Below are 20120 nucleotides of genomic sequence, written 5' to 3'. Positions count from 1 at the left end.
TACAGACTCCTGAGTGGACAGCACGAAAAAACTCTTCTTGAAAAGGTTATCGCCAAACCCCTAGGTATTGGCTTACGTGACCTTGCGTCCCAGGCGTACGATCGCAAAGTCTTCGCTCGTGCTGCTCCCCGGTGGTGTCCCACCTCATCGCCAGTCGCAACTCCTTAATAGTAATACAGGGCCGCAATTCGACGGTAACGTTGGATGGGTGACTGACTTGATTTCCCCCACTGATTCCTCCCCCGCTGCTACGCACGGTTATGTGCTGACACTGTCCTGCGCCGACCAGCCCGGAATTGTCCATGCCGTCTCCGGTTCCCTGTTGGAGGCCGGCTGCAACATCACCGACTCCCAGCAATACGGCAACCCCGACACCGGCACGTTCTTCATGCGGGTCGCCGTTGAAACCGCGACGTCGTTTTCCAGGCTCCGCGAGCACCTCGAGCTGGTTGCCGCGAAGTTTGCGCTGCAGTGGACGCTGCACCGCGCGGGTGCCCCGATCCGGACCCTGATCATGGCGTCCAAGGCGGCACACTGCCTGAACGACCTGCTGTTCCTGCAGCGCTCCGGCACCCTGCCCGTGGAAATCCCGGCCATCGTCTCCAACCACATGGATCTGAAGCCGCTCGCCGATTTCTACGGCATCCCCTTCCACTACATCCCCGTCACCGCCGAGACGAAGGCCGACGCGGAGGCTGCGCTGCGGGAATTGGTGGCGGAGCTCGACGTCGAACTCGTTGTCCTGGCCCGCTACATGCAGGTCCTCTCCGATGACCTCTGCAACCACCTCACCGGCCGCGCCATCAACATCCACCACTCGTTCCTGCCGTCCTTTAAGGGGGCGCGGCCGTACCACCAGGCGCATGCCCGCGGCGTGAAGATCATTGGCGCCACGGCCCACTACGTCACTGCGGCGCTGGATGAGGGCCCCATCATCGAGCAGGAAGTCATCCGCGTTGACCACGGCCACTCGGTGGAGCAGTTCGTCTCCATGGGCCGCGCCGTCGAAGCCCGCACCCTCGCCCAGGCCGTGCAGTGGCACGCCGAGCACCGGGTCCTGTTGGACGGCCACCGGACGGTCGTCTTCGACTAACCCCTCCTCTCTCCGTTTTTGAGATCGAGTTTGCACTTGTTGGACTGGAAAGCGCTTTCAGTTGACGATTTCGTCTAACAACTGCAAACTCGATTTCCTGAGAGAGTGCGGCTCGACGGCGGGATGTCGCCTTGCGCTGCTCAGGCGTGGACGAGCCCAATGCCGGCGAGTGCGATGCCAGCAACGAGAACGGTCGAGGCTGCAGCGAGGATAAACGGGCGGGCTCCGAGGCCTATGAGGTTGCGGATCTTGACCCCGCATCCCAAAGCAAACATCGCGGCGGACAACAGGCCGGTTTGCGCCAGGCCGCCACCTTGGACCAGAACCTCCGGCAGATCCAGGGTGGAACGAAGGGCCACCATTGCCAGAAAGCCGATGATAAACACAGGAACAATGGGGGGACGCTTTTCCCCAGCCTTCCCCCGCCCGGAGTGTCGCTGACGCACGCTCAGGATGGCCACGACGGGTGCGAGCAGTAATATACGTGCCAGCTTGACCACGACTGCCACGCCTAGCGCCCCGCCACCTATGATGCCTCCGGCCGCGACAACCTGGGCAATCTCGTGGATGGAGCCACCGGCCCACAGCCCGCTGAGTTCCGGGCCCAGGCCCAGCAGGCGTCCCGCAAATGGAATGGCAGGGATCATCAAGGTGCCGAAGACGACCACCAGTGCCACGGCTGTGACCACATCTTCTTCGTCAGAGTCGGTCACTCCCTCGACGCCGGCTACCGCGGCGGCCCCGCAAATGGAAAAGCCGCAGGCAATGAGCAGGACCTGGGACCGGCGCATCTTCAAGAGGCGTCCCATCAAAAGGGTGCCAACGATTCCCCCGGCAACGATGCACACGATGACCGCCAGCATGGGCGCCCCCAGCGCAATGATGTCTGAAAAGACCAGCTGCAAGCCAAGGAAAACAATCCCCAGGCGCAGCAGTTTTTTGGCGGCCAGGTTGATGCCTGGTGCCGTGGTGGCGGGCAGACGGACCATGTTGGTCAACGCGATGCCCAGTGCGATCGCAATGATCAGCGGGCTGAGGCCGGCAAGGACACTGTTGACGATCATGGCAACCGCCACGGCCGCAGCACACAAAAGCAGCCCAGGGGCGTATTTCTTGAGGGCGAGGGTGCCGTGCCGGGTTGTTGTGGGAGGTTCCTGCTGGGTTTGAGTTGACATCTTTCCATGCTGACAGTGGGCAGGGCTGCTCGATACCCATTACTTTCACACCAGGATATATAGTTTCGATATGACTGACGCCTGGCCCAACCTGAACGTGCTGGAACTGTTCGTTGCCGTAGCGGATGAGGGCAGTGTCGGCGCGGGGGCGCGAAAAGTGGGCATGGCGCAGCCGAATGCCAGCAGGTCCCTCGCCGAGCTGGAGGCCGGGTTGGAGGCGGCCTTGCTTGAACGCAGTCCCCGCGGCTCCACCCCAACCAGCACCGGTTGGGCGCTGGCGAACCAAGCCCGCGAACTCCTCGAAGCTGCGCAGCGCTTCAACGACTGGCGCAGGCATAGCGGCGGCAGCAACACGCTGGAACTGCGTGTGGGTGCCAGCATGACCATTGCGGAAACGCTGTTGCCTGCGTGGTTGGCCGAGGCGAGGCGCCGTCTGCCGCAGTTGCGCGCCGAGGTTCAGGTGCTGAATTCAACACAGGTCCTCCACGAGGTGCAGAAAGGAACTCTCCAACTGGGATTCGTTGAGACCCCGCATGTTCCAGTGCGGCTCAATGCCATGGTGGTCCAGGAGGACGAACTGTTGTTGGTGGTGTCCCCTCACCACGAATGGGCCGGCCGCTCAGGCAAGATCAGCTTGCGGGAACTGGCGGAAACCCCTTTGGTGGTCAGGGAACCCGGCTCGGGCACGCGTGAGGCACTGCAGGAAGTACTGGCGGGGTTCGCCGCTGCCGAGCCGGTGCAGGCCTTGGGCAGCAACGCGGCCGTTCGAGTTGCTGTGGCGTCGGGTGCGGGCCCTGCCATGCTCAGCCGGCTTGCCCTCCAGGCGCAGCTAGCCAGCGGCGAGCTGTTGCGCGTCCCTTTTGAGGGACAGGGCATCAGCCGGCCTTTGACTGCCGTCTGGTCGGGACCCCAAAGGTTGGCAGGGACCGCATCCGTTTTGGTCGCGGTGGCGGCCGCCAATGGGCAGCCGGGATCCGGGAGGCCAAGGATGAAGATCGACGGCGGGCCTCACCCATGTCTGCCTGTTCGCTAGGCTGGGGGAATGCAAACTCACATCCTGGGGAAGACTAACCGCACCGTGTCCGCCGTCGGGCTTGGCACCTGGCAGCTGGGCGCGGATTGGGGCGATGTCAGCGAGGCCGATGCACTCTCGGTACTCACGGCCGCAACGGATGCCGGCGTCACGTTCTTTGACACGGCGGATGTCTATGGCGATGGTCGCAGCGAGCAGGTGATCGGGCGCTTCCTGAAGGAGCGCGGGCCGGACCACGGCATCACCGTCGCCACCAAGATGGGCCGGCGCCTGGAGCAGCTCCAGGAAAACTACGTCATGGAGAACTTCCGGGCCTGGACCGACCGCTCCCGGAAAAACCTCGGTGTGGACACCCTCGATTTGGTCCAGCTGCACTGCCCGCCCACTGCGGTCGTGACCTCGGATAAGGTTTATGACGCGCTGGACACGCTTGTTGCGGAGGGCTCCATCGCCAACTACGGCCTCAGCGTCGAAACCTGCGCGCAGGCGCTGGCCGCGATCGCCCGCCCCAACGTGGCAACCATCCAGATCATCCTCAACGCGTTCCGCCTCAAGCCGCTGGAGGAAGTGCTGCCTGCGGCGCGTGCGGCAGGGGTCGGCATCATCGCCCGCGTCCCCCTCGCCAGCGGCCTGCTCTCCGGCAAGTACACCGCCGCCACCACCTTCGCGGAGAACGACCACCGCAATTTCAACCGGGACGGCAGCCACTTCGACGTGGGCGAAACATTCTCCGGCGTGAACTATGCGGTGGGGCTGGAGGCCGCGGATAAATTCTCGGCACTCGCCGCCGAAGCCGGTGGCACCACTGCGCAGGCTGCCCTGGCCTGGGTGGCGCAACTCGACGGCGTCTCCAGCGTCATCCCCGGAGCCCGGTCCACCGACCAGGCCGCGACCAACGCAGCCGCCGGTGCCATGCCGCCGCTCAGCGCCCGGTTCAACGACGGCGTCCAGGACATTTACGACTCCCTGCTGCGCGCCGACATCCACCCCCGCTGGTAGACCCCCGGAAATCTCCAGCCCCACCCCATCCGCCCCAAGATTGGATCAACCATGAATCAATTCATCACCCTTGACGGCAACACACCCGATGTCCACGAAAGTGCTTTTGTGGCCCACACCGCCGTCATCATCGGCGCCGCATCGCTGGGCGCGGACTCCAGCGCCTTTTATGGCGTTGTGATGCGCGGGGACACCAACTCCATCACCGTCGGTCAGGGCAGCAACCTCCAGGACAACGTGGTCCTGCACGCCGACCCCGGCTTCCCCACCAGCGTGGGCAACGGCGTGAGCGTTGGCCACGGCGCCATCGTCCACGGCTGCACCGTGGAGGACGACTGCCTGATCGGCATGAGCGCCACCATCATGAACGGGGCCGTCATTGGCGCCGGCTCCTTGGTGGCGGGAGGCGCCGTGGTTTTGGAAGGCGCCATCATCCCGCCCGGTTCGCTGGTTGCCGGGGTGCCCGCCAAGGTGCGCCGAGAATTGACCCCCGAGGAATTGGAACACGTGAAGGACAACGCCCGGCACTACGCCGTTCTGGCCCGCAAGCACAAGGCGGTCCAGGCCTAGCGCGACGGAACCAGCTTCCCAAGGCACCCTGGAGGCCAAAGTCCCCGTCCGCCGTCGTTAGTAATTACGACGGCGGACGGGGCTTTCGCGCATCCCCGCCTTTCACACTCCGGAAATTTTGGTGCATTGTGTAACAAATTCGACAAATTATGAACATTGCGAGGGCCCAATCGATACACAAAGCACCCCCGCCGCACCGTGGCGTCGTGGCTTTGAGTATTTTTTGTCCTTTTTTGAGTTTTGCGTTAAGTAAAGAATGTTGCAGAAGCTCAAAATTGCGTTCATAGTTTGACTACAAGGCCAAAGGTGATGCACGCTACTATGCATGAGTAAACCCACCGCCCAGCCTGCCAGCAACAGCTCCAGGCCGGGCTCGCAGTCTGCCCTGCGCCAGCGCAATGAACAGCTCATCATTGCCACGCTGCGCGAGCAAGGCTCCCTGTCCCAGGCCAACCTGGCGCGGGCCACCGGACTATCCACAGCAACGATCTCCAACATCGTGAAGGCACTGTGCATCGACGGACTGGCCGCGACAGCACCCACCACCAGCTCCGGGCGCCGCGCATTGGCCGTGTCCCTACTGGAAACCCCGGAGGTCGTGGCCGGAATCGATTTTGGCCGAAGCCATGTGCGACTGGTGCTGGCCAGTCCCGCCTTCAAAGTCAAGGCCGAAAAGTTTGCCCACCTGCCCGTGGGCCACCTGGCCGGGGAGAGCATCGCAACGGCCGCAGCCATGCTCGAGGACCTGCTGGTGGAATCAGGGATCAGCCGCAACCAGGTCGCCGGCGCGGGCGTGGGTGTCCCCGGACCCATCGACCACCGCACCGGCACTGTTATTCGGGGTGCCATCCTGCCCGAATGGGTGGGTGTGAACATCGTGGCTCAACTGGAAGCTGCATTGACCCTGCCGGTTTTTGCTGACAATGACGCCAACCTGGGAGCGCTGGCGCAAATCACGTGGGGTGAACACCGCGCAGCCAAGGACCTGATGTTCCTCAAGATCGGCAGCGGCATTGGTGCCGGGCTAATACTCAACGGCGCCCCGTACTACGGGCACACGGGAATAACGGGCGAGATCGGCCACTCCACGATCTTTGACCAGGGACTCGTGTGCCGCTGCGGCAACCGCGGCTGCCTTGAAACGGTGGCCTCGACAGCCATCATGATCGAACTTCTCAGCCGTGGCGAAGCAGCCCCGCTGACGGTTTCGGACATCATCGGCCGCGCCAAGGCCGGAGATGCGGCCACCCTGCGGGTTATCGACGATGCGGGCATGGCTGTAGGTAAGGCTGTGGCCAACGTCGCCAACATGATCAACCCCGAAATGATCGTGGTTGGCGGACCGCTGGCACCCCTGGGGGAAACGCTGCTGGCTCCCATTCGTCGCGGCCTGGTGCGTCACGCCGTGCCTGCCGTCGGCGAGGGGACGGCAGTTCTCATGTCATCACTGGGCGACCGGGCAGAAGCTCTGGGCGCCATCTCACTGGCCCTGACCCACGGCCGCCACTGGCGTCAGTAGGCAGCACCGTTGCGGGCGGATGCGGATGATATTTTGCACCGTTATCAATCCGTTGCGTTAAATAGTTGACTGCAAATAGTGATGCAGGTAACTTTTGGGGAGCGGGTGTTTCATTTACACGCTCGGATCATCATTTTCGAACAATAATTCACGGAGGATTAACATGCGACGTCGTCTATCGTTGCTTGCCGGAGTTGCAGCGCTGGGTCTGACCCTGGCAGGCTGTGGCGGGGGCGGGGACACACCCACAGACAACGGCAATGCTGCTGATGCAACCGGGAAGGTCGGCGTCTTCACCTGGTGGGCTGACGGTTCCGAGAAGGTCGGCCTGGATGCACTCGTCAAGGTGTTTGGCACGGACTACCCGAACCTCACCTTTGACAACCTTGCCGTCGCCGGTGGCGCTGGTTCACAGGCCAAGAGCGTTCTGGCCGCACAGTTGAAGGCTGGCACCCCGCCGGATTCCTTCCAGGCCCACGCAGGCGCCGAGCTCCAGGACTACATCGATGCAGACCAGCTCGAAGACCTTAGCAGCTTCTACACGGATAACGACCTGACGTCACAGTTCCCCAAGGACCTCGTTGACCGTTTGACAGTTGACGGCAAGATCTACTCCGTACCCTCCAACATCCACCGCGCCAACGTGGTCTGGGCCAACGTTGAGGTCCTGAAGAAGGCCGGCGTTGATCCGGAAAAGCCGGCTGCCGACCTCGATGCCTGGTTCGCTGACATGGACAAGATCAAGGCCTCAGGCACCATCCCGTTGGCAGTTGCCGGCTCCTGGACCCAGGTCCAGCTGTTCGAAAACATCCTGCTCTCCAGCTTGGGCACTGATGGCTACAACGGCCTCTGGGATGGCAAGACCGACTGGAAGAGCGCCGAGGTCACCACGGCCATCAAGGCCTACGAAAAGGCTCTCTCCTACACCAACACCGACCGCGATTCCCTGAGCGACTGGGCTCCGGCCACGCAGCTCGTCCAGGACGGCGGAGCAGCTTACAACGTCATGGGCGACTGGGCTGAGGCCAAGTTCGCACAGGACGGCGACAAACCCGGCGTTGACTACGTTTACTTCCCCACACCGGGCACCGCAGGCGTCTTTGACTTCCTGGCTGACTCGTTCACCCTGCCCAAGGGTGCTCCGAATCCCGCTGGCTCCAAGGCATGGCTGACCACCATCGGCTCGGCCGAGGGCCAGACCGCCTTCAACAAGGCCAAGGGTTCCATCCCGGCCAATACCACCGCCAAGACCGATGACTTCTCTGAATACCAGAAGAGCGCAATCAAGGACTTTGGCCAGGACAAGATCGTTTCCTCCCTCGCCCACGGTGCAGCAGTGCCCGTTGCCTGGTTGAACGACCTGAGCACGGCCGTCAGCAAGTTCGGCGGCGACAAGAACATTGAGGGACTGCAGAACTCCGCAGCATCCATCGCGGCGAAGTTCGCCAAGTAACAACCGCATTCACGTTGGGGGCGGCCGCGACAATCATGTCGCACCGCCCCCAACCCATGCGGTACCGATTTTCTTCGGGAGGAGGCAAACTATGTTAAAGCGCGCAAAAACATGGGGCCCCGGCGTATTGCTGCTGGCCCCCACGATCATCCTGGTTGGCGTATTCGTCTACTGGCTCATTATTGAAAACTTCCGTGTCAGCCTGACCAATCAGCACACGGCCAAGCCCAGCAACAAATATGTTGGCTTTGAGAATTACACTAATCTGTTGGCAGACCCCAACTTTCAGCACTCGCTGTGGAACCTGCTGATCCTGACCATCGTCTTCCTCGGTGGCACACTGATCTTCGGCTTCCTGTGGGCCTGGATTCTGGAACAGCCGGCCAAGGGCGAAGGTTTCTTCCGCTCCGTGTACCTGTTTCCCATGTCAGTTTCCTTCATCGCCTCCGGTGTTGTGTGGCGCTGGCTGCTCTCCAGCCTCCAAACCTCCCAGCCTGGCGGTGAACGCACCACCGGCCTGAACCGCCTGCTGGACAGCGTGGGCCTCGGCGCGCTGCAAAACGACTGGTGGTCCAATCCCACGTGGGGCATTGCCGCCATCGCCGTTCCTGCCATCTGGCAGCTCTCCGGTTATGTCATGGCCCTGTTCCTCGCCGGCTTCCGCGGCATCCCGGACGAGCTGCGCGAAGCGGCCCGCATCGATGGTTGCACCGAATGGAAGCTGTACCGGCACGTGATCTTCCCGCAGCTGAGCCCCGTCATGCTCTCAGCTGTCATCATCATCGGCCACATGTCCCTGAAGCTCTTCGACTTGATCCGCGCTATCGTTCCGGACGCCAACACCTATGACGTGCAGGTTCCGGCCACCATGATGTGGGTCAAGTACATTGGCAGCGACTACGCCGATGCCGCCGCGATCGGCACCATCCTGCTGGTTCTCGTGGCCCTGGTCGTCATCCCCTACCTCTGGTACACCTCACGAGCGGAGAAGCGCTAATGACTACCGCAACGGCGAATAACAAGAACCGCGCCCGTTCTGCGCTGGACATGAAGTCCGATTCCAAGCGCACCACCAAGCGCCGCATTAACCGGACGCTGAAGTACGCGCTGCTGATCTTCTTCGTCATCATTGTGCTGCTCCCGGCCTACGTCCTGTTCATTACCAGCTTCAAGGGAACCGCCGACGCCGACCCCTCGCGCGCCTGGTACCTCCCCCAGGTGTGGGAAACAGGCGGCTGGGTCAAGGCCTGGACCACCCTCGCCCCCTCCCTTGGCCGAACGGTTTTGCTGGTGGTGCCCTCGGCAATCGTGTCCGCTTTCCTAGGCTCCATCAACGGTTATGTGCTCTCCAAATGGAAGTTCCCCGGCGCCAACATCGTCTTCACCCTGATCCTGTTCGGCATGTTCATCCCGTACCAAGCCGTCATGATCCCGTTGACGCAGCTGGTCAGCAACCTCGGCGTGCCCCAGGGCGTGCCGTCACTGATGCTGCTGCATATTGTGTACGGCCTGCCGATCTGTACGCTGATCTTCCGCAACTACTATGCCACCGTCCCCGATGAGCTCATCGAGGCCGCACGCATGGACGGCGCCGGAATCCTGCGCACCTACGGCTCGGTCATCCTGCCGGTATCCATGCCCGGCTTCGTCGTGGTGCTGATCTGGCAGTTCACCTCAGCCTGGAACGACTACCTCTTTGCCGCGTTCTTCTCCTCCGGCCGCAACGGCCCGGTGACGATCGCTCTGTCCTTCCTCGCCGGCGGCCAGCTCACCGACTACGCCGCCTCCATGGCCGGTGCGCTGATCGCCTCCGTCCCCACACTCATTGTCTACATCCTGTTGGGCAAGTACTTTGTGGGCGGCCTGATGAGCGGTTCCGTCAAGGGCTAACCCCACGGAACCAGCCTCCCAAGGCGCGCTGGAAGCCGAAGTCCCCGTTCGCCGTCGTTAGTAATTACGACGGCGAACGGGGCTTTTCGCGTCTCCCCCACCACCCAGCGGCCTGCTTCAGACGCTCCGTCACCTTTCGGGCTGTTTCCACGAACGCTCCGCGGCCAGGTGCGTCAGGAGCGTTTTCCGGCCCGTGAGGTGATGGCCAGCAGGGCCACGATCGTGATTCCCCGGCCAGCTGCACGAGAACCCTGCCCCAGGCCATCATGGCGTTAAAGGCCGGTGCTGCTGCGGTGCCACCTGTTTATCATGGCTCGCCGGCTTTCCGGCGCACGATTTCGGTGATCCAGATCGGCGCAAAAGGGGAGGTGCAGTTCGGCGGGGTTGGGTAGTCCTTGAGTACTTCCAGGCGTTCACCGATTCCGATGGCGCGGGCGCGCAAGTCCGGGTTCTCAATGCCGATCTGGGCCAGGGCGTTGTTCATGGCCCACTGCAGTCGTTCCGGGGCGTCCTTCATCTGTGCCTCGATCAGGTCCAGCAGTCCGGGCAGGTCCAGGCCCGCAGGCTTTTTTAGGACGCGTTCACTGGTCAGCGCCCAACCGGCGGCAGCCACCACCGGGTCCGGGTCGGTGAACCAGGCCTGGCGCAGCTCTTCGGCGTGCACACTCTTTTTCACCACATAGTTCACAAACCAGTCGTTGACCTTGGGGATGTGCGCCTGGCGTAGCATGGTGTCCAGCTCCGGTGCGGTGAAGGCCTTGGGCCGGCAAATCAGCAGCGCCAGCAGCCGCGCGGCAGTGTCACCGGTGGCCCACAGTTCAAGGGACAGCTCTTGCTGGGTCTTCAGCCGCTTGGCAATGGCACGTAGTTTGCCCAGGTTCACCCCATGGTCGTCGCCGTTCCGCTCATTCACGGCCCGCGCCCTCGGGTCTTCCAGTGCTGCCAGCTCCGCCATCAGCCCGGCCACCGTCTCAGTCGCTTCCGCCACCTAAACACACCCCTTCATCGCTTGTGGGAGCAAGCCTACCCGCACGCTCTGACACGTTGATGCGTGCTTCTACGGGAAATGACACCGATCGCGCTTTCTGATCCGGGATGGCGGGCTCCGAAAGCGGGATCGGTGTCATAAACCACCAGTCAAGGTGGAACCGCGTCCGAACTACAGGTCGGTTCGGGTGTCGTTCCAGTAGCTAACGCCCATCTGACGGCGGGCGTCGTCAAACAATTCCATGATGGCCAGCGAATCGTCCAGCGGCATGGTGGCGCTCTCGGTGAGCCCGGCTTGGATGCAACGGGTGACTTCGCGCAGCTGGTACGTGTAGCCCTTGCCGGGGTGTTCGAAGGTTTCCACCCGCTCATCGTCCCATCCCACGCTGATCCGCAGCGCCTGCGGGTTGTTGACCGAACCAATCGTCTCGATGTAGCCCTTGCTGCCTGCCACCGACGCCACCCGGGGCCCGTGCGAACCGAGGTAGCTGATGAGTTGGGCTTGCGCACCTGACGGGTAGCTGAGTGTCAAGGCGTTCTGGGCGTCCACGCCCAGGGCCGTCAGCTCGGCCGTGGCGTGGACGGAAGCGGGTGCACCCAATGTGCCCCACGCCCACAGCAGGGGGTACACGCTGATGTCTAGGAGTGCGCCGCCGCCGTCGGCCGGGGCCCAGATCCGGGCGGTGTCATCGATGGGTGCGGGGAAACCAAGATCGGCATGAACCCATTTGACCTCGCCAATCTCACCGGATGCCACAATTTCCAGGGCCCGCTGGAACCCCGGCACAAACCGCGCCCACACGGCTTCCATGAGGAACAGCTGTTTCTCCCGGGCCAAGGCAATCAGCACCCGGGCCTCCGCGGCCGTGATGGTCAGCGCCTTCTCGCACAGGACGTGTTTGCCGTTTTCCAGTGCGGCCTTGGCAATGTCATAGTGCTGGGCGTGTGGCGTGGCGATGTATACAACGTCAACGTCCGGGTCCCGCACGAGCTGCAAGTACCCGGCATCTGCCGTGCCGTCCTCTCCGCCGTCGTAATAGTAGGAGGCGAAGCCAAAGTCGGTGGCAAATCCGGCTGCGCTGCCGACTCCGCGGGAACTGACCGCCTGCAGGACAGCGTCCTCCAGGAGTGCCAGATCCGCAGTGACTGTGCGGGCAATGCTGCCGGTGGCAACCACGCCCCAGCGCAGGGCCGTGCCCGTGGCAGAAAGCGTTTCAGGGTTGACGGTGGTGTACCAGTCGGGCCGGCCGACGAATCGTTGGATGCTCATTCCGCAATTCTGCCAGTTGCGTGACGCCGACGCGGAACATGACAGGCGCGGGGCGGTCACTCGGGATCGAACGTCGGCGGAAACACCCCAAACGGTGAGGGAGGCAGCAAACGATGAGGGAGGCAGCAAACGGGGAGGGCACCTTTCGCACGAAAGGTGCCCTCCCCGCCGTCGAGCTTCGAAAGGGAGCGGGCGTGAACCCACACCTCGGCAGAATCGAGCGGGCGTGAACCCACACCTCGGCAGAATCGAGCGGGCGTGAACTCACACCTCGGCAGAAGGGTGGGAAGGGTTACCCGACGCCGAGGTAGGCCTCCTTGATGGCCGGGTTAGCAAGCAGTTCCTTGCCCGTGCCGCTGTGCGTGATGGCGCCCGTCTCCAGGACGAACGCGCGATGGGCCCGCGCGAGGGCCTGGTTGGCGTTCTGCTCCACGAGCAGCACCGTGGTGCCTTGGCCGTTGATCTCGGTGACGATCTTGAAGATCTGCCGGATGAACTGCGGTGCCAGCCCCATCGAGGGCTCATCCAGCAGCAGCAGCTTGGGCCGGGACATCAGCGCCCGGCCAATGGCCAGCATCTGCTGCTCGCCGCCGCTCATGGTGCCGCCAAACTGCTTCTCACGTTCCTTCAGCCTGGGAAACAAGGTGAAGACGCGGTCCATGTCCTCCCCCACGCCGCTGCGGTCCTTGCGTCCGAAGGTGCCCATGTCCAGGTTTTCCAGCACCGTCATGGCCGGGAAAATGCCGCGTCCTTCCGGCGCCTGGGAGATGCCCTGGACCACCCGGACATGGGCCTTCATCTTGGTGATGTCCTCCCCCATGAACTTGATGGTGCCGTGGGTGGGGTTCAGCAGCCCTGAAATGGTTTTCATGGTGGTGGTCTTGCCGGCACCGTTGGCCCCGATCAGGGACACAATTTCGCCTTCCTCCACCGTGAAGGACATGTCACGGATGGCCTGGATCCGTCCGTAGTGGACTGAAATGTTCTCAAGCTCAAGCAAAGTCATCTTCGGGCTCCCCGAGGTAGGCGGAAATTACGCGCGGGTCTTCACGGATGTCGTGGGGTTTGCCATCGGCAATCTTCTTGCCGAACTCCAACACCACAATCCTGTCCGTGACGCCCATGACCAGTTTCATGTCGTGCTCAATCAGCAGCACGGTGTAGCCGTCATCCCGGATGGTCCGGATGAGCGCCATGAGCTCTTCCTTTTCGGCCGGGTTGAAGCCGGCAGCCGGTTCGTCCAAGCACAGCACCTTGGGGTCGGTGGCCAGCGCCCGGGCGATTTCCAGGCGGCGCTGGCTGCCGTAGGACAGGTGCTTCGAAAGGGTCGCCGCATGGTCGGCGATACCCACAAACTCCAAGAGCGCCATGCCCCGCTCAATGGCGTTTTTCTCCTCGCGGATGTGGCGGGGCAGGCGCAGCAATGCGCCCACAACGCTGGTCTTGTGCCGGGCGTCCAAACCGACAACCACGTTTTCCAGTGCAGTCATCTCCCCAAAGAGGCGAATGTTTTGGAAGGTGCGGGCCAACCCGGCACGGGTGATCTTGTGCTGCTTCATGCCGTTGAGCAGCCGCCCCTCCAGCAGCACCTGTCCGCTGGTGGGCTTGTACACGCCGGTCATGGCGTTGAAACAGGTGGTTTTCCCGGCCCCGTTGGGGCCGATCAAGCCCAGGATTTCCCCGCGCTTGATGGTGAAGCTGACGTCATCCAGGGCCACGAGACCGCCGAACTTCATGGTCAGGTTCTTCACCTCCACGAGGTCATCGCCAACCTCAACGGAAAAATCCCGTTCCGGGGAAACGATCTCCGCCACTTCAAGGTCGATGCCGCCTGCTGCCAGCGCCTCGGCATCCATGGAAGCCTGTGGATCTAGTGCTTCACTCATGATGGTGCCCCCTCAGCGTTCGGTTTCGGCGCCGGCAGCGATGCCGCGCCCGGGCCGCCAGTCTTGTCCGACGGCGTCGAATGGTTGGCGTACTTCCGCCTGACGTCTGCATAAGCCTTGGTTCCGTAGGCCAGCAGGCGCTGCTTGGCGGGCACCAGCCCTTGAGCCCGGTAGATCATGATGAGCACCAGGGCAATGCCAAAGATCAGGAACTTGTACTCGGCAATGGCCGTGAACCGGAGCGGGATGTAGGCCACCAGCGCGCCACCCAGGATGGCGCCCACCTTGTTGCCCGAGCCGCCCAGAACAACTGCCGCAACAAACAAAATGGAAGTGACGACGTCGAACTTTTGGTTGTTCACGAAGCCAACCTGGCCGCCCATGAGCGCCCCGGCCAACCCGCCAACACCGGCACCCAGGGCAAAGGCCCACACCTTGTACTTGAACGTTGGCACGCCCATGGTTTCGGCGGCGTCCTCGTCCTCGCGGATGGCAATCCAGGCACGGCCCACGCGGCTGCGCTCCATGTTGCCCACCAGGAAGAGCATGACTATCAGGATGGACAGCGTCAGCCAATACCAGGGAGTGCCGTTGGAGTTGGCGAAGATGGGGATGCCGTCGGCGCCAACTCCCGGCGGGTGGCCCACGTTTTGGAAACCCGGCTGGCCCTTCATGGCGGGGATGAGGGTGGCCAGGATGCGCACAATTTCGCCGAAGCCCAGTGTCACGATGGCCAGGTAGTCACCGCGCAGGCGCAGGGTGGGCAAGCCCAGCAGCACGCCCACAAACATCGACACCGCAATGGCCACCGGGAGGGTCCACAGGTACGGGATTTTGATGAAGGCCGAGTCCGGGCTGGTCAACATGGCTGCCGTGTAGGAGCCGACGGCGAAGAAGGCAATGTAGCCCAGGTCGAGCAGTCCGGCGTAGCCGATCACAATGTTCAGGCCGACGGCGACCAGGGCATAGATGGCCATGAGCTGGCAGGCCAGCGGCCAGTCATTGCCAGGTTCGGTGGTGATCAGGGGAATGTTCATGACGGGCAGCAGGAACGCCACGATCACGATCGGGATGAGAACCAGCCATTGTTTTTGGCGCGGCATTTCCCGCCACCTGTCGCTCCATCCGCGAAAGAAGCGGTGCGGACGCGGTACGGCGGCGCTGGAGCCCGGGGGCACTCCCGTGGCGTCGACGTTGTCTGTGCCCTGCTCGGATTTGGCGGTCCGCAGGGGCTTGGGTCCGTCTGACATGCTCATGCCTTGCTCCTTCCAAGGGAGGTGCCCAGAATTCCTTGGGGACGGAACAACAGCACCAGCACCAGCACCAGGAACGCCACGACGTCGGTCCACTGGGAGTTGCCCAACAGGATCTGGCCGTAATTGCCGATCAGGCCCAGCAGCAGCCCGCCGAGGAGTGCGCCGCGGACGTTGCCGATGCCGCCCAGGACAGCGGCAGCAAAGGCCTTGATGCCGAGAATGAAGCCGCCGTTGTACACAACGCCGGATGGGATTTTCATGGTGTAGAACAGTGCCGCCGCACCGGCAAGGATGCCGCCGATGATGAAGGTGGTGATGATGATCTTTTCCTTGTTCACGCCCATCAGGGTGGCCGTGTCGGGATCCTGGGCCACGGCGCGGATGCCGCGGCCGGTGCGGGACTTGCTAATGAAGCGTTCGGTGATGACCATCATGATGACGGCGGCCGTGACGATCAGCAGCTGATCGTTGTAGATGTAGGTGCCAAACAGCTCGAAGATCGGCTTGGTTTGGAACATTGTCAGCGCCTGTTCCGGAACCGCGCCGCGCCACACGTAGATCAGGTACTGGATGGTGAAGGAGGCGCCAATGGCCGTGATGAGGAAAACCAGCCGGGGTGCGTTGCGTTTTCTCAGCGGTTTGTAGGCCAGCCGCTCCAGCACAAATGCCGTCAGCGCAGACGCCAGAATACCGGCGATCAGTGCCAGGAGCAGGTTCAGCACGATCGCGCCGACGCCGAGGTTGGGGGCCGAGGGGCCGAAGCCCAGGAATGAGAGCGTAAACCAGACTCCGTAGCAGCCCATGATGAAGACTTCGGAGTGGGCAAAGTTGATGAGGTTCAAAACGCCGTAAACCAGTGTGTAGCCGAGTGCCACGAGGGCGTAGATGGATCCGAAGGTCAGTCCGTCAAAAGTGGCGGACCAGAAGTTCTGCCCCAGGGATGCAAAGTCCAGCGTTATCCAGTCGCTGGCCGGCGGGGCGGCCAAAAGCATGGTTGGAATCATGGGAGGAATCCATTTCCTTGGACGGCGTCCGGCAGGTCATGCCAGCGGCCGGCGCAAGTTGAAAGGCGGGCTGATGGGTGCGTGCACGGCAATGCTGTGGGGCGCAAGTCCACCCCACAGCATTGCCGCCATGTGGGTTACTCCCCAATGGCACCGATGGGAACAATCTTGCCGTTCTCCACCTTGTAGCCGTAGACCGTGGGGGCCTGCAGCTCGCCCTTGTCGTCCCACTTGTAGTGCTTGCTCAGTCCGTCTGCATCGTAGGTCTTGACCCACTCCAGCAGCGACGCACGGTCCTGGTGTCCGGCGCCGATACCGGCAAGCAGAACGGTGGTTGCGTCGTAACCCTCAATGGAGTAAGTTCCGGGATCAATTCCGGTCAGTGCCTTGTAGTCCTTGGCAAAGGTGGGGATCAGTTCGCCAGGGATGCAGGGGCAGGTGAAGAAGGCGTTCTTGGAAGCGTCGCCGGCCTGCTTGATGAACTGGTCATCCTTGAGCCCGTCCGGGCCGATGAACGAACCGGTGTAGCCCTTGTTCACCAGCTGCTGGTTGAAGGGGGCACCTTCAGCGTAGTAGCCGGAGTAGAAGACGGCGTCGGCCTTGGAGTTCATGATCTTGGAGATCGTTGCCGAGAAGTCCTTCTGTCCCTGGGTGACCTTGTCAGTGCCCACCAGGGCGTCCCCAAGGCCGTCCGAAGTAGTCTTGCCCAAGCCGATGCCGTATTCGGAATCATCCTGGACCAGGTAGACCTTCTTGGCCTTCAGCGTCCCGGTAATGAACTTGGCGGCTGCCGGTCCCTGGACGGCGTCATTGCCCAGACCGCGGAAGAACGTGCTCCAGCCATTCTCGGTCAGGCCCGGGTTGGTTGCTGCGGGGGTGATGTGCACCATTTTGACCTGTTCAAAGATGTTGCCCGTGGCCTTGGATTCGCCGGAGAACGGCAGGCCCACAACACCGATGATGCCTTCTTCCTTGGTGGCCTGGGTGACCGGACCGGTGGCCTTGTTGGGGTCGCCTTCCGTGTCGAACTTCTTGAACGCAACCTGACATTCGGGGTTCGCCTCGTTGTGTTCATTGATGGCCAGCTGCACACCGTTGAAAATGTTGATGCCGAGCTGGGCGTTGGCACCGGTTTGCGCGCCGATGTACGCCAGTGTTGTGGTGGGCGGACAGACCGCCTTGCCATCCCCTGCGGGGAGAACCGCATCCTTGGGAGTCTCAATGGAAGTCAGGGCCGGAATGTTGATGGCAGACTCCCCGCCACCGGTGGTTGATCCCCCACCCTCGGGGGCCGCCGTATTCGCACAACCTCCCAAAAGCATCCCAAAAGTCGCGGCCGCAGCCAGCGTGGTCATAACTTTCTTGCGGTTCATGGATCTACCTTTCACAGTAACCGTAGGACCGCGGGGCGCCGTTGCTCCGCGTGATCCTCGGCTTCACATGATTCCGACCCTACTCCTCCACATGTGATCCAGAACACAGATATTGCGTAAAGATCTGGTAACGGATGCTTATCTTGCTTTGCGAAGCGTACGACGGCGTGTTCCCGGCAAGATCTTCGCCTCGCCTTGGGCGGGCCCTCCCAAGGTGAGGCGCCCCGGAAGCCGGGGACCCGCCGTCGTCCATTAACGCAAAAGCCGGCGTTGGCGCTTTAGGCTGGCGGTACACCACCAGCCGAAAGCGCAAACACCGGCTTTTCTTGAGGGCGTGGGCCCACAAGCGGGACTAGCTGAGAGTGTCGATGGCCTTGTTCAGCAGGGCCGACGGGCGCATAATGGCTGCGACCTTCGCTGCATCGGGGCGGTAGTAGCCGCCCAGGTCAACGGGTGAGCCCTGCACATCGGCGAGTTCGGCGATGATCGCGTCCTCGTTGGTGGTCAGGTCCGCTGCGACAGCCTTGAACGCTGCGGCCAGGTCCGCGTCAACGGTCTGCGCGGCCAGTTCCTGGGCCCAGAACTTGGCCAGGTGGAAGTGGCTGCCGCGGTTGTCGATCTCGCCAACCTTGCGCTTCGGGGACTTGTTCTCCAGCAGGAACGTGCCAGTGGCGCGGTCCAGGGTGTCGGCCAGGATCTGCGCGCGGGCGTTGCCCTCGGTCACGGCAAGGTGCTCGAAGCTGACAGCAATCGCCAGGAACTCGCCGAGCGAATCCCAGCGCAGGTGGTTTTCCTTGATTAGCTGCTGCACGTGCTTGGGTGCGGAGCCGCCGGCGCCGGTCTCAAAGAGCCCGCCGCCTGCGATCAGCGGCACTACGGAGAGCATCTTGGCGCTGGTGCCCAGTTCCAGGATCGGGAACAGGTCGGTCAGGTAGTCGCGGAGCACATTGCCGGTGACGGAGATGGTGTCCTCGCCGCGGCGGATGCGCTCCAGGGTGAACTTGGTGGCGTCCTCGGGCGACATGATGCGGATGTCCAGGCCCTCGGTGTCGTGGTCCTTGAGGTATTCGTTGACCTTCGTGATGATGTTGGCGTCGTGCGCGCGGGTCGGATCCAGCCAGAAGATGGCGGGGGTCGCTGAGGCGCGGGCGCGGGTGACGGCCAGCTTGACCCAGTCGCGGACCGGGATGTCCTTGACCTGGCAGGCACGCCAGATGTCCCCGGCTGCGACGTCGTGCTCGATCAGCACGGTGCCTGCGGCGTTGACGATCTGGACGGTGCCGGCTTCGGACAGCTCGAAGGTCTTGTCGTGGCTGCCGTATTCTTCGGCCGCCTGTGCCATCAAACCGACGTTGGGAACGGTGCCCATGGTGGTCGGATCAAAGGCGCCGTGCGCGCGGCAGTCCTCAATGGTTGCCTGGTACACGCCGGCGTAGCTGCTGTCGGGCAAAACTGCCAGGGTGTCGTGCTCCTGGTCGTCGGCACCCCACATATGGCCCGAGGTGCGGATCATGGCGGGCATGGACGCGTCAACGATCACGTCGGAGGGGACGTGGAGGTTGGTGATGCCCTTGCTGGAATCGACCATGGCCAGTGCCGGACCGTCTTCGTAGCCCTTCTTGATGGCTGCTTCAACTCCTGCACGCACATCGGCGGGCAGTTCGCCCAGGCCGTTGATGATGGAGGCCAGGCCGTTGGCCGGGCTCAGGCCGGCTGCTGCCAGTGCGTCGCCGTAGTTGGCGAACAGTTCCGGGAAGTAGGCCTTGACGACGTGGCCGAAGATGATGGGGTCCGAGACCTTCATCATGGTGGCCTTCAGGTGGGCCGAGAGCAGGATGCCCTCTTCCTTGGCACGGGCCACCTGGGCTGCCAGGAACGTATCCAACGCAGCGGCGCGCATGACGGTGCCGTCAACGATTTCATCGGCCAGCACGGCGAAGGAGTCCTTCAGCACGGTGGTGGTGCCATCGGCGGCAACGAACTGGATCTTGATCTTGTCATCGGCTGCGATGACAACTGACTTCTCGTTGTGGCGGAAGTCGCCCTCGCTCATGGTGGCGACGTTGGTCTTGGAGTCTACACTCCAGGCACCCATGCTGTGCGGGTTGGCCTTGGCGTAGTTCTTGACCGACAAGGGTGCGCGGCGGTCGGAGTTACCTTCGCGCAGGACCGGGTTCACGGCACTGCCCTTGATCTTGTCGTAGCGGGCGCGAACGTCCTTTTCCTCATCCGTGGAGGGGTCGTCCGGGTAGTCCGGAAGCGCGAATCCCTGGCCCTGAAGTTCGGCAATGGCCGCCTTCAGCTGCGGGATGGAGGCGCTGATGTTCGGCAACTTGATGATGTTTGCATCCGGGCTCTTGGCCAGGGCGCCCAATTCGGCAAGGGCGTCGTCGATGCGCTGGTCTTCGGTGAGGTAGTCGCCGAATACTGCGATGATGCGGGCTGAGACTGAAATGTCCCGGGTTTCCACGTCCACGCCGGCGGTGGAGGCGAAGGCCTCAACAATCGGAAGGAGTGAGTACGTGGCCAACATGGGCGCTTCGTCTGTCAGGGTGTAAATGATTTTGGCCATGGGTGGGCACTCTCCTGCGAAAATTCAGTGGTAAACGAAC

Annotated in this window: 17 protein-coding genes and 1 riboswitch; of the genes, 8 read left to right on the top strand and 9 right to left on the bottom strand. The window is 62.6% G+C overall.

Annotated features, from left to right (window positions below; all coding sequences use genetic code 11):
• Positions 1 to 80 precede the first annotated feature (80 nt).
• Positions 81 to 168: riboswitch (ZMP/ZTP riboswitch) on the bottom strand.
• A 40-nt stretch (positions 169 to 208) separates the two neighbouring features.
• Complete coding sequence (gene purU / locus art_RS18355) at positions 209 to 1093, top strand: formyltetrahydrofolate deformylase (protein ID WP_082000419.1); 885 nt, start codon at positions 209 to 211, stop codon at positions 1091 to 1093.
• A gap of 140 nt (positions 1094 to 1233) precedes the next feature.
• Here the strand turns inward: purU and art_RS18350 are convergent, their stop codons facing one another.
• Positions 1234 to 2268 carry a YeiH family protein gene (locus art_RS18350; protein ID WP_038467257.1) on the bottom strand — a complete coding sequence of 345 codons (1035 nt, stop codon included), beginning with the start codon at positions 2266 to 2268 and terminating at the stop codon, positions 1234 to 1236.
• Positions 2269 to 2338: 70 nt separating this feature from the next.
• Here art_RS18350 and art_RS18345 point away from each other — a divergent pair, with 70 nt between their 5' ends.
• The 7 genes from art_RS18345 to art_RS18315 all read left to right on the top strand — a co-directional run bounded on the left by art_RS18345 (position 2339) and on the right by art_RS18315 (position 9732).
• Entirely contained in the window at positions 2339 to 3301 is a 963-nt protein-coding gene (locus art_RS18345; protein WP_082000418.1) for a LysR family transcriptional regulator, read from the top strand.
• 9 nt (positions 3302 to 3310) lie between these two features.
• Positions 3311 to 4300, top strand: a complete 990-nt coding sequence (locus art_RS18340) for an aldo/keto reductase (protein WP_038467253.1) — start codon at positions 3311 to 3313, stop codon at positions 4298 to 4300.
• 51 nt (positions 4301 to 4351) lie between these two features.
• Positions 4352 to 4870, top strand: a complete 519-nt coding sequence (locus tag art_RS18335; protein WP_038467252.1) for a gamma carbonic anhydrase family protein — start codon at positions 4352 to 4354, stop codon at positions 4868 to 4870.
• Positions 4871 to 5195: 325 nt separating this feature from the next.
• Entirely contained in the window at positions 5196 to 6389 is a 1194-nt protein-coding gene (locus art_RS18330) for an ROK family transcriptional regulator (protein ID WP_038467249.1), read from the top strand.
• A gap of 163 nt (positions 6390 to 6552) precedes the next feature.
• Complete coding sequence (locus art_RS18325) at positions 6553 to 7842, top strand: ABC transporter substrate-binding protein (protein ID WP_038467247.1); 1290 nt, start codon at positions 6553 to 6555, stop codon at positions 7840 to 7842.
• Between the two features lie 91 nt (positions 7843 to 7933).
• Positions 7934 to 8839: a carbohydrate ABC transporter permease gene (locus art_RS18320; RefSeq protein WP_052136750.1), complete on the top strand. Its 906-nt coding sequence runs from the start codon at positions 7934 to 7936 to the stop codon at positions 8837 to 8839.
• Positions 8840 to 8889: 50 nt separating this feature from the next.
• A complete protein-coding gene (locus art_RS18315; RefSeq protein ID WP_052137011.1) occupies positions 8890 to 9732 on the top strand; it encodes a carbohydrate ABC transporter permease in 843 nt (280 codons plus the stop codon).
• Positions 9733 to 10039: 307 nt separating this feature from the next.
• Here art_RS18315 and art_RS18310 read toward each other — a convergent pair whose 3' ends face one another.
• The 8 genes from art_RS18310 to art_RS18275 form a co-directional block, all read right to left on the bottom strand.
• Positions 10040 to 10687 (bottom strand): DNA alkylation repair protein, encoded by a 648-nt coding sequence (locus tag art_RS18310; RefSeq protein ID WP_082000594.1) that lies wholly within the window; start codon positions 10685 to 10687, stop codon positions 10040 to 10042.
• Positions 10688 to 10891: 204 nt separating this feature from the next.
• A complete protein-coding gene (locus tag art_RS18305; protein WP_253901612.1) occupies positions 10892 to 11983 on the bottom strand; it encodes a Gfo/Idh/MocA family protein in 1092 nt (363 codons plus the stop codon).
• Positions 11984 to 12281: 298 nt separating this feature from the next.
• Positions 12282 to 12989: an ABC transporter ATP-binding protein gene (locus tag art_RS18300; RefSeq protein ID WP_367643790.1), complete on the bottom strand. Its 708-nt coding sequence runs from the start codon at positions 12987 to 12989 to the stop codon at positions 12282 to 12284.
• Positions 12982 to 13875 carry an ABC transporter ATP-binding protein gene (locus art_RS18295; protein ID WP_038467233.1) on the bottom strand — a complete coding sequence of 298 codons (894 nt, stop codon included), beginning with the start codon at positions 13873 to 13875 and terminating at the stop codon, positions 12982 to 12984. Before art_RS18295 ends, art_RS18300 begins: the two co-directional genes overlap by 8 nt.
• A complete protein-coding gene (locus art_RS18290) occupies positions 13872 to 15131 on the bottom strand; it encodes a branched-chain amino acid ABC transporter permease (protein WP_082000417.1) in 1260 nt (419 codons plus the stop codon). Before art_RS18290 ends, art_RS18295 begins: the two co-directional genes overlap by 4 nt.
• Positions 15128 to 16135 (bottom strand): branched-chain amino acid ABC transporter permease, encoded by a 1008-nt coding sequence (locus tag art_RS18285; RefSeq protein WP_038467230.1) that lies wholly within the window; start codon positions 16133 to 16135, stop codon positions 15128 to 15130. Before art_RS18285 ends, art_RS18290 begins: the two co-directional genes overlap by 4 nt.
• Before the next feature lie 137 nt (positions 16136 to 16272).
• A complete protein-coding gene (locus art_RS18280; protein ID WP_038467229.1) occupies positions 16273 to 17508 on the bottom strand; it encodes a branched-chain amino acid ABC transporter substrate-binding protein in 1236 nt (411 codons plus the stop codon).
• 352 nt (positions 17509 to 17860) lie between these two features.
• Entirely contained in the window at positions 17861 to 20080 is a 2220-nt protein-coding gene (locus art_RS18275) for an NADP-dependent isocitrate dehydrogenase (RefSeq protein WP_038467226.1), read from the bottom strand.
• Positions 20081 to 20120 lie beyond the last annotated feature (40 nt).

Source organism: Arthrobacter sp. PAMC 25486, assembly GCF_000785535.1.
Lineage (GTDB): Bacteria > Actinomycetota > Actinomycetes > Actinomycetales > Micrococcaceae > Specibacter.
This window is presented reverse-complemented; position numbering and strand designations above follow the sequence as displayed.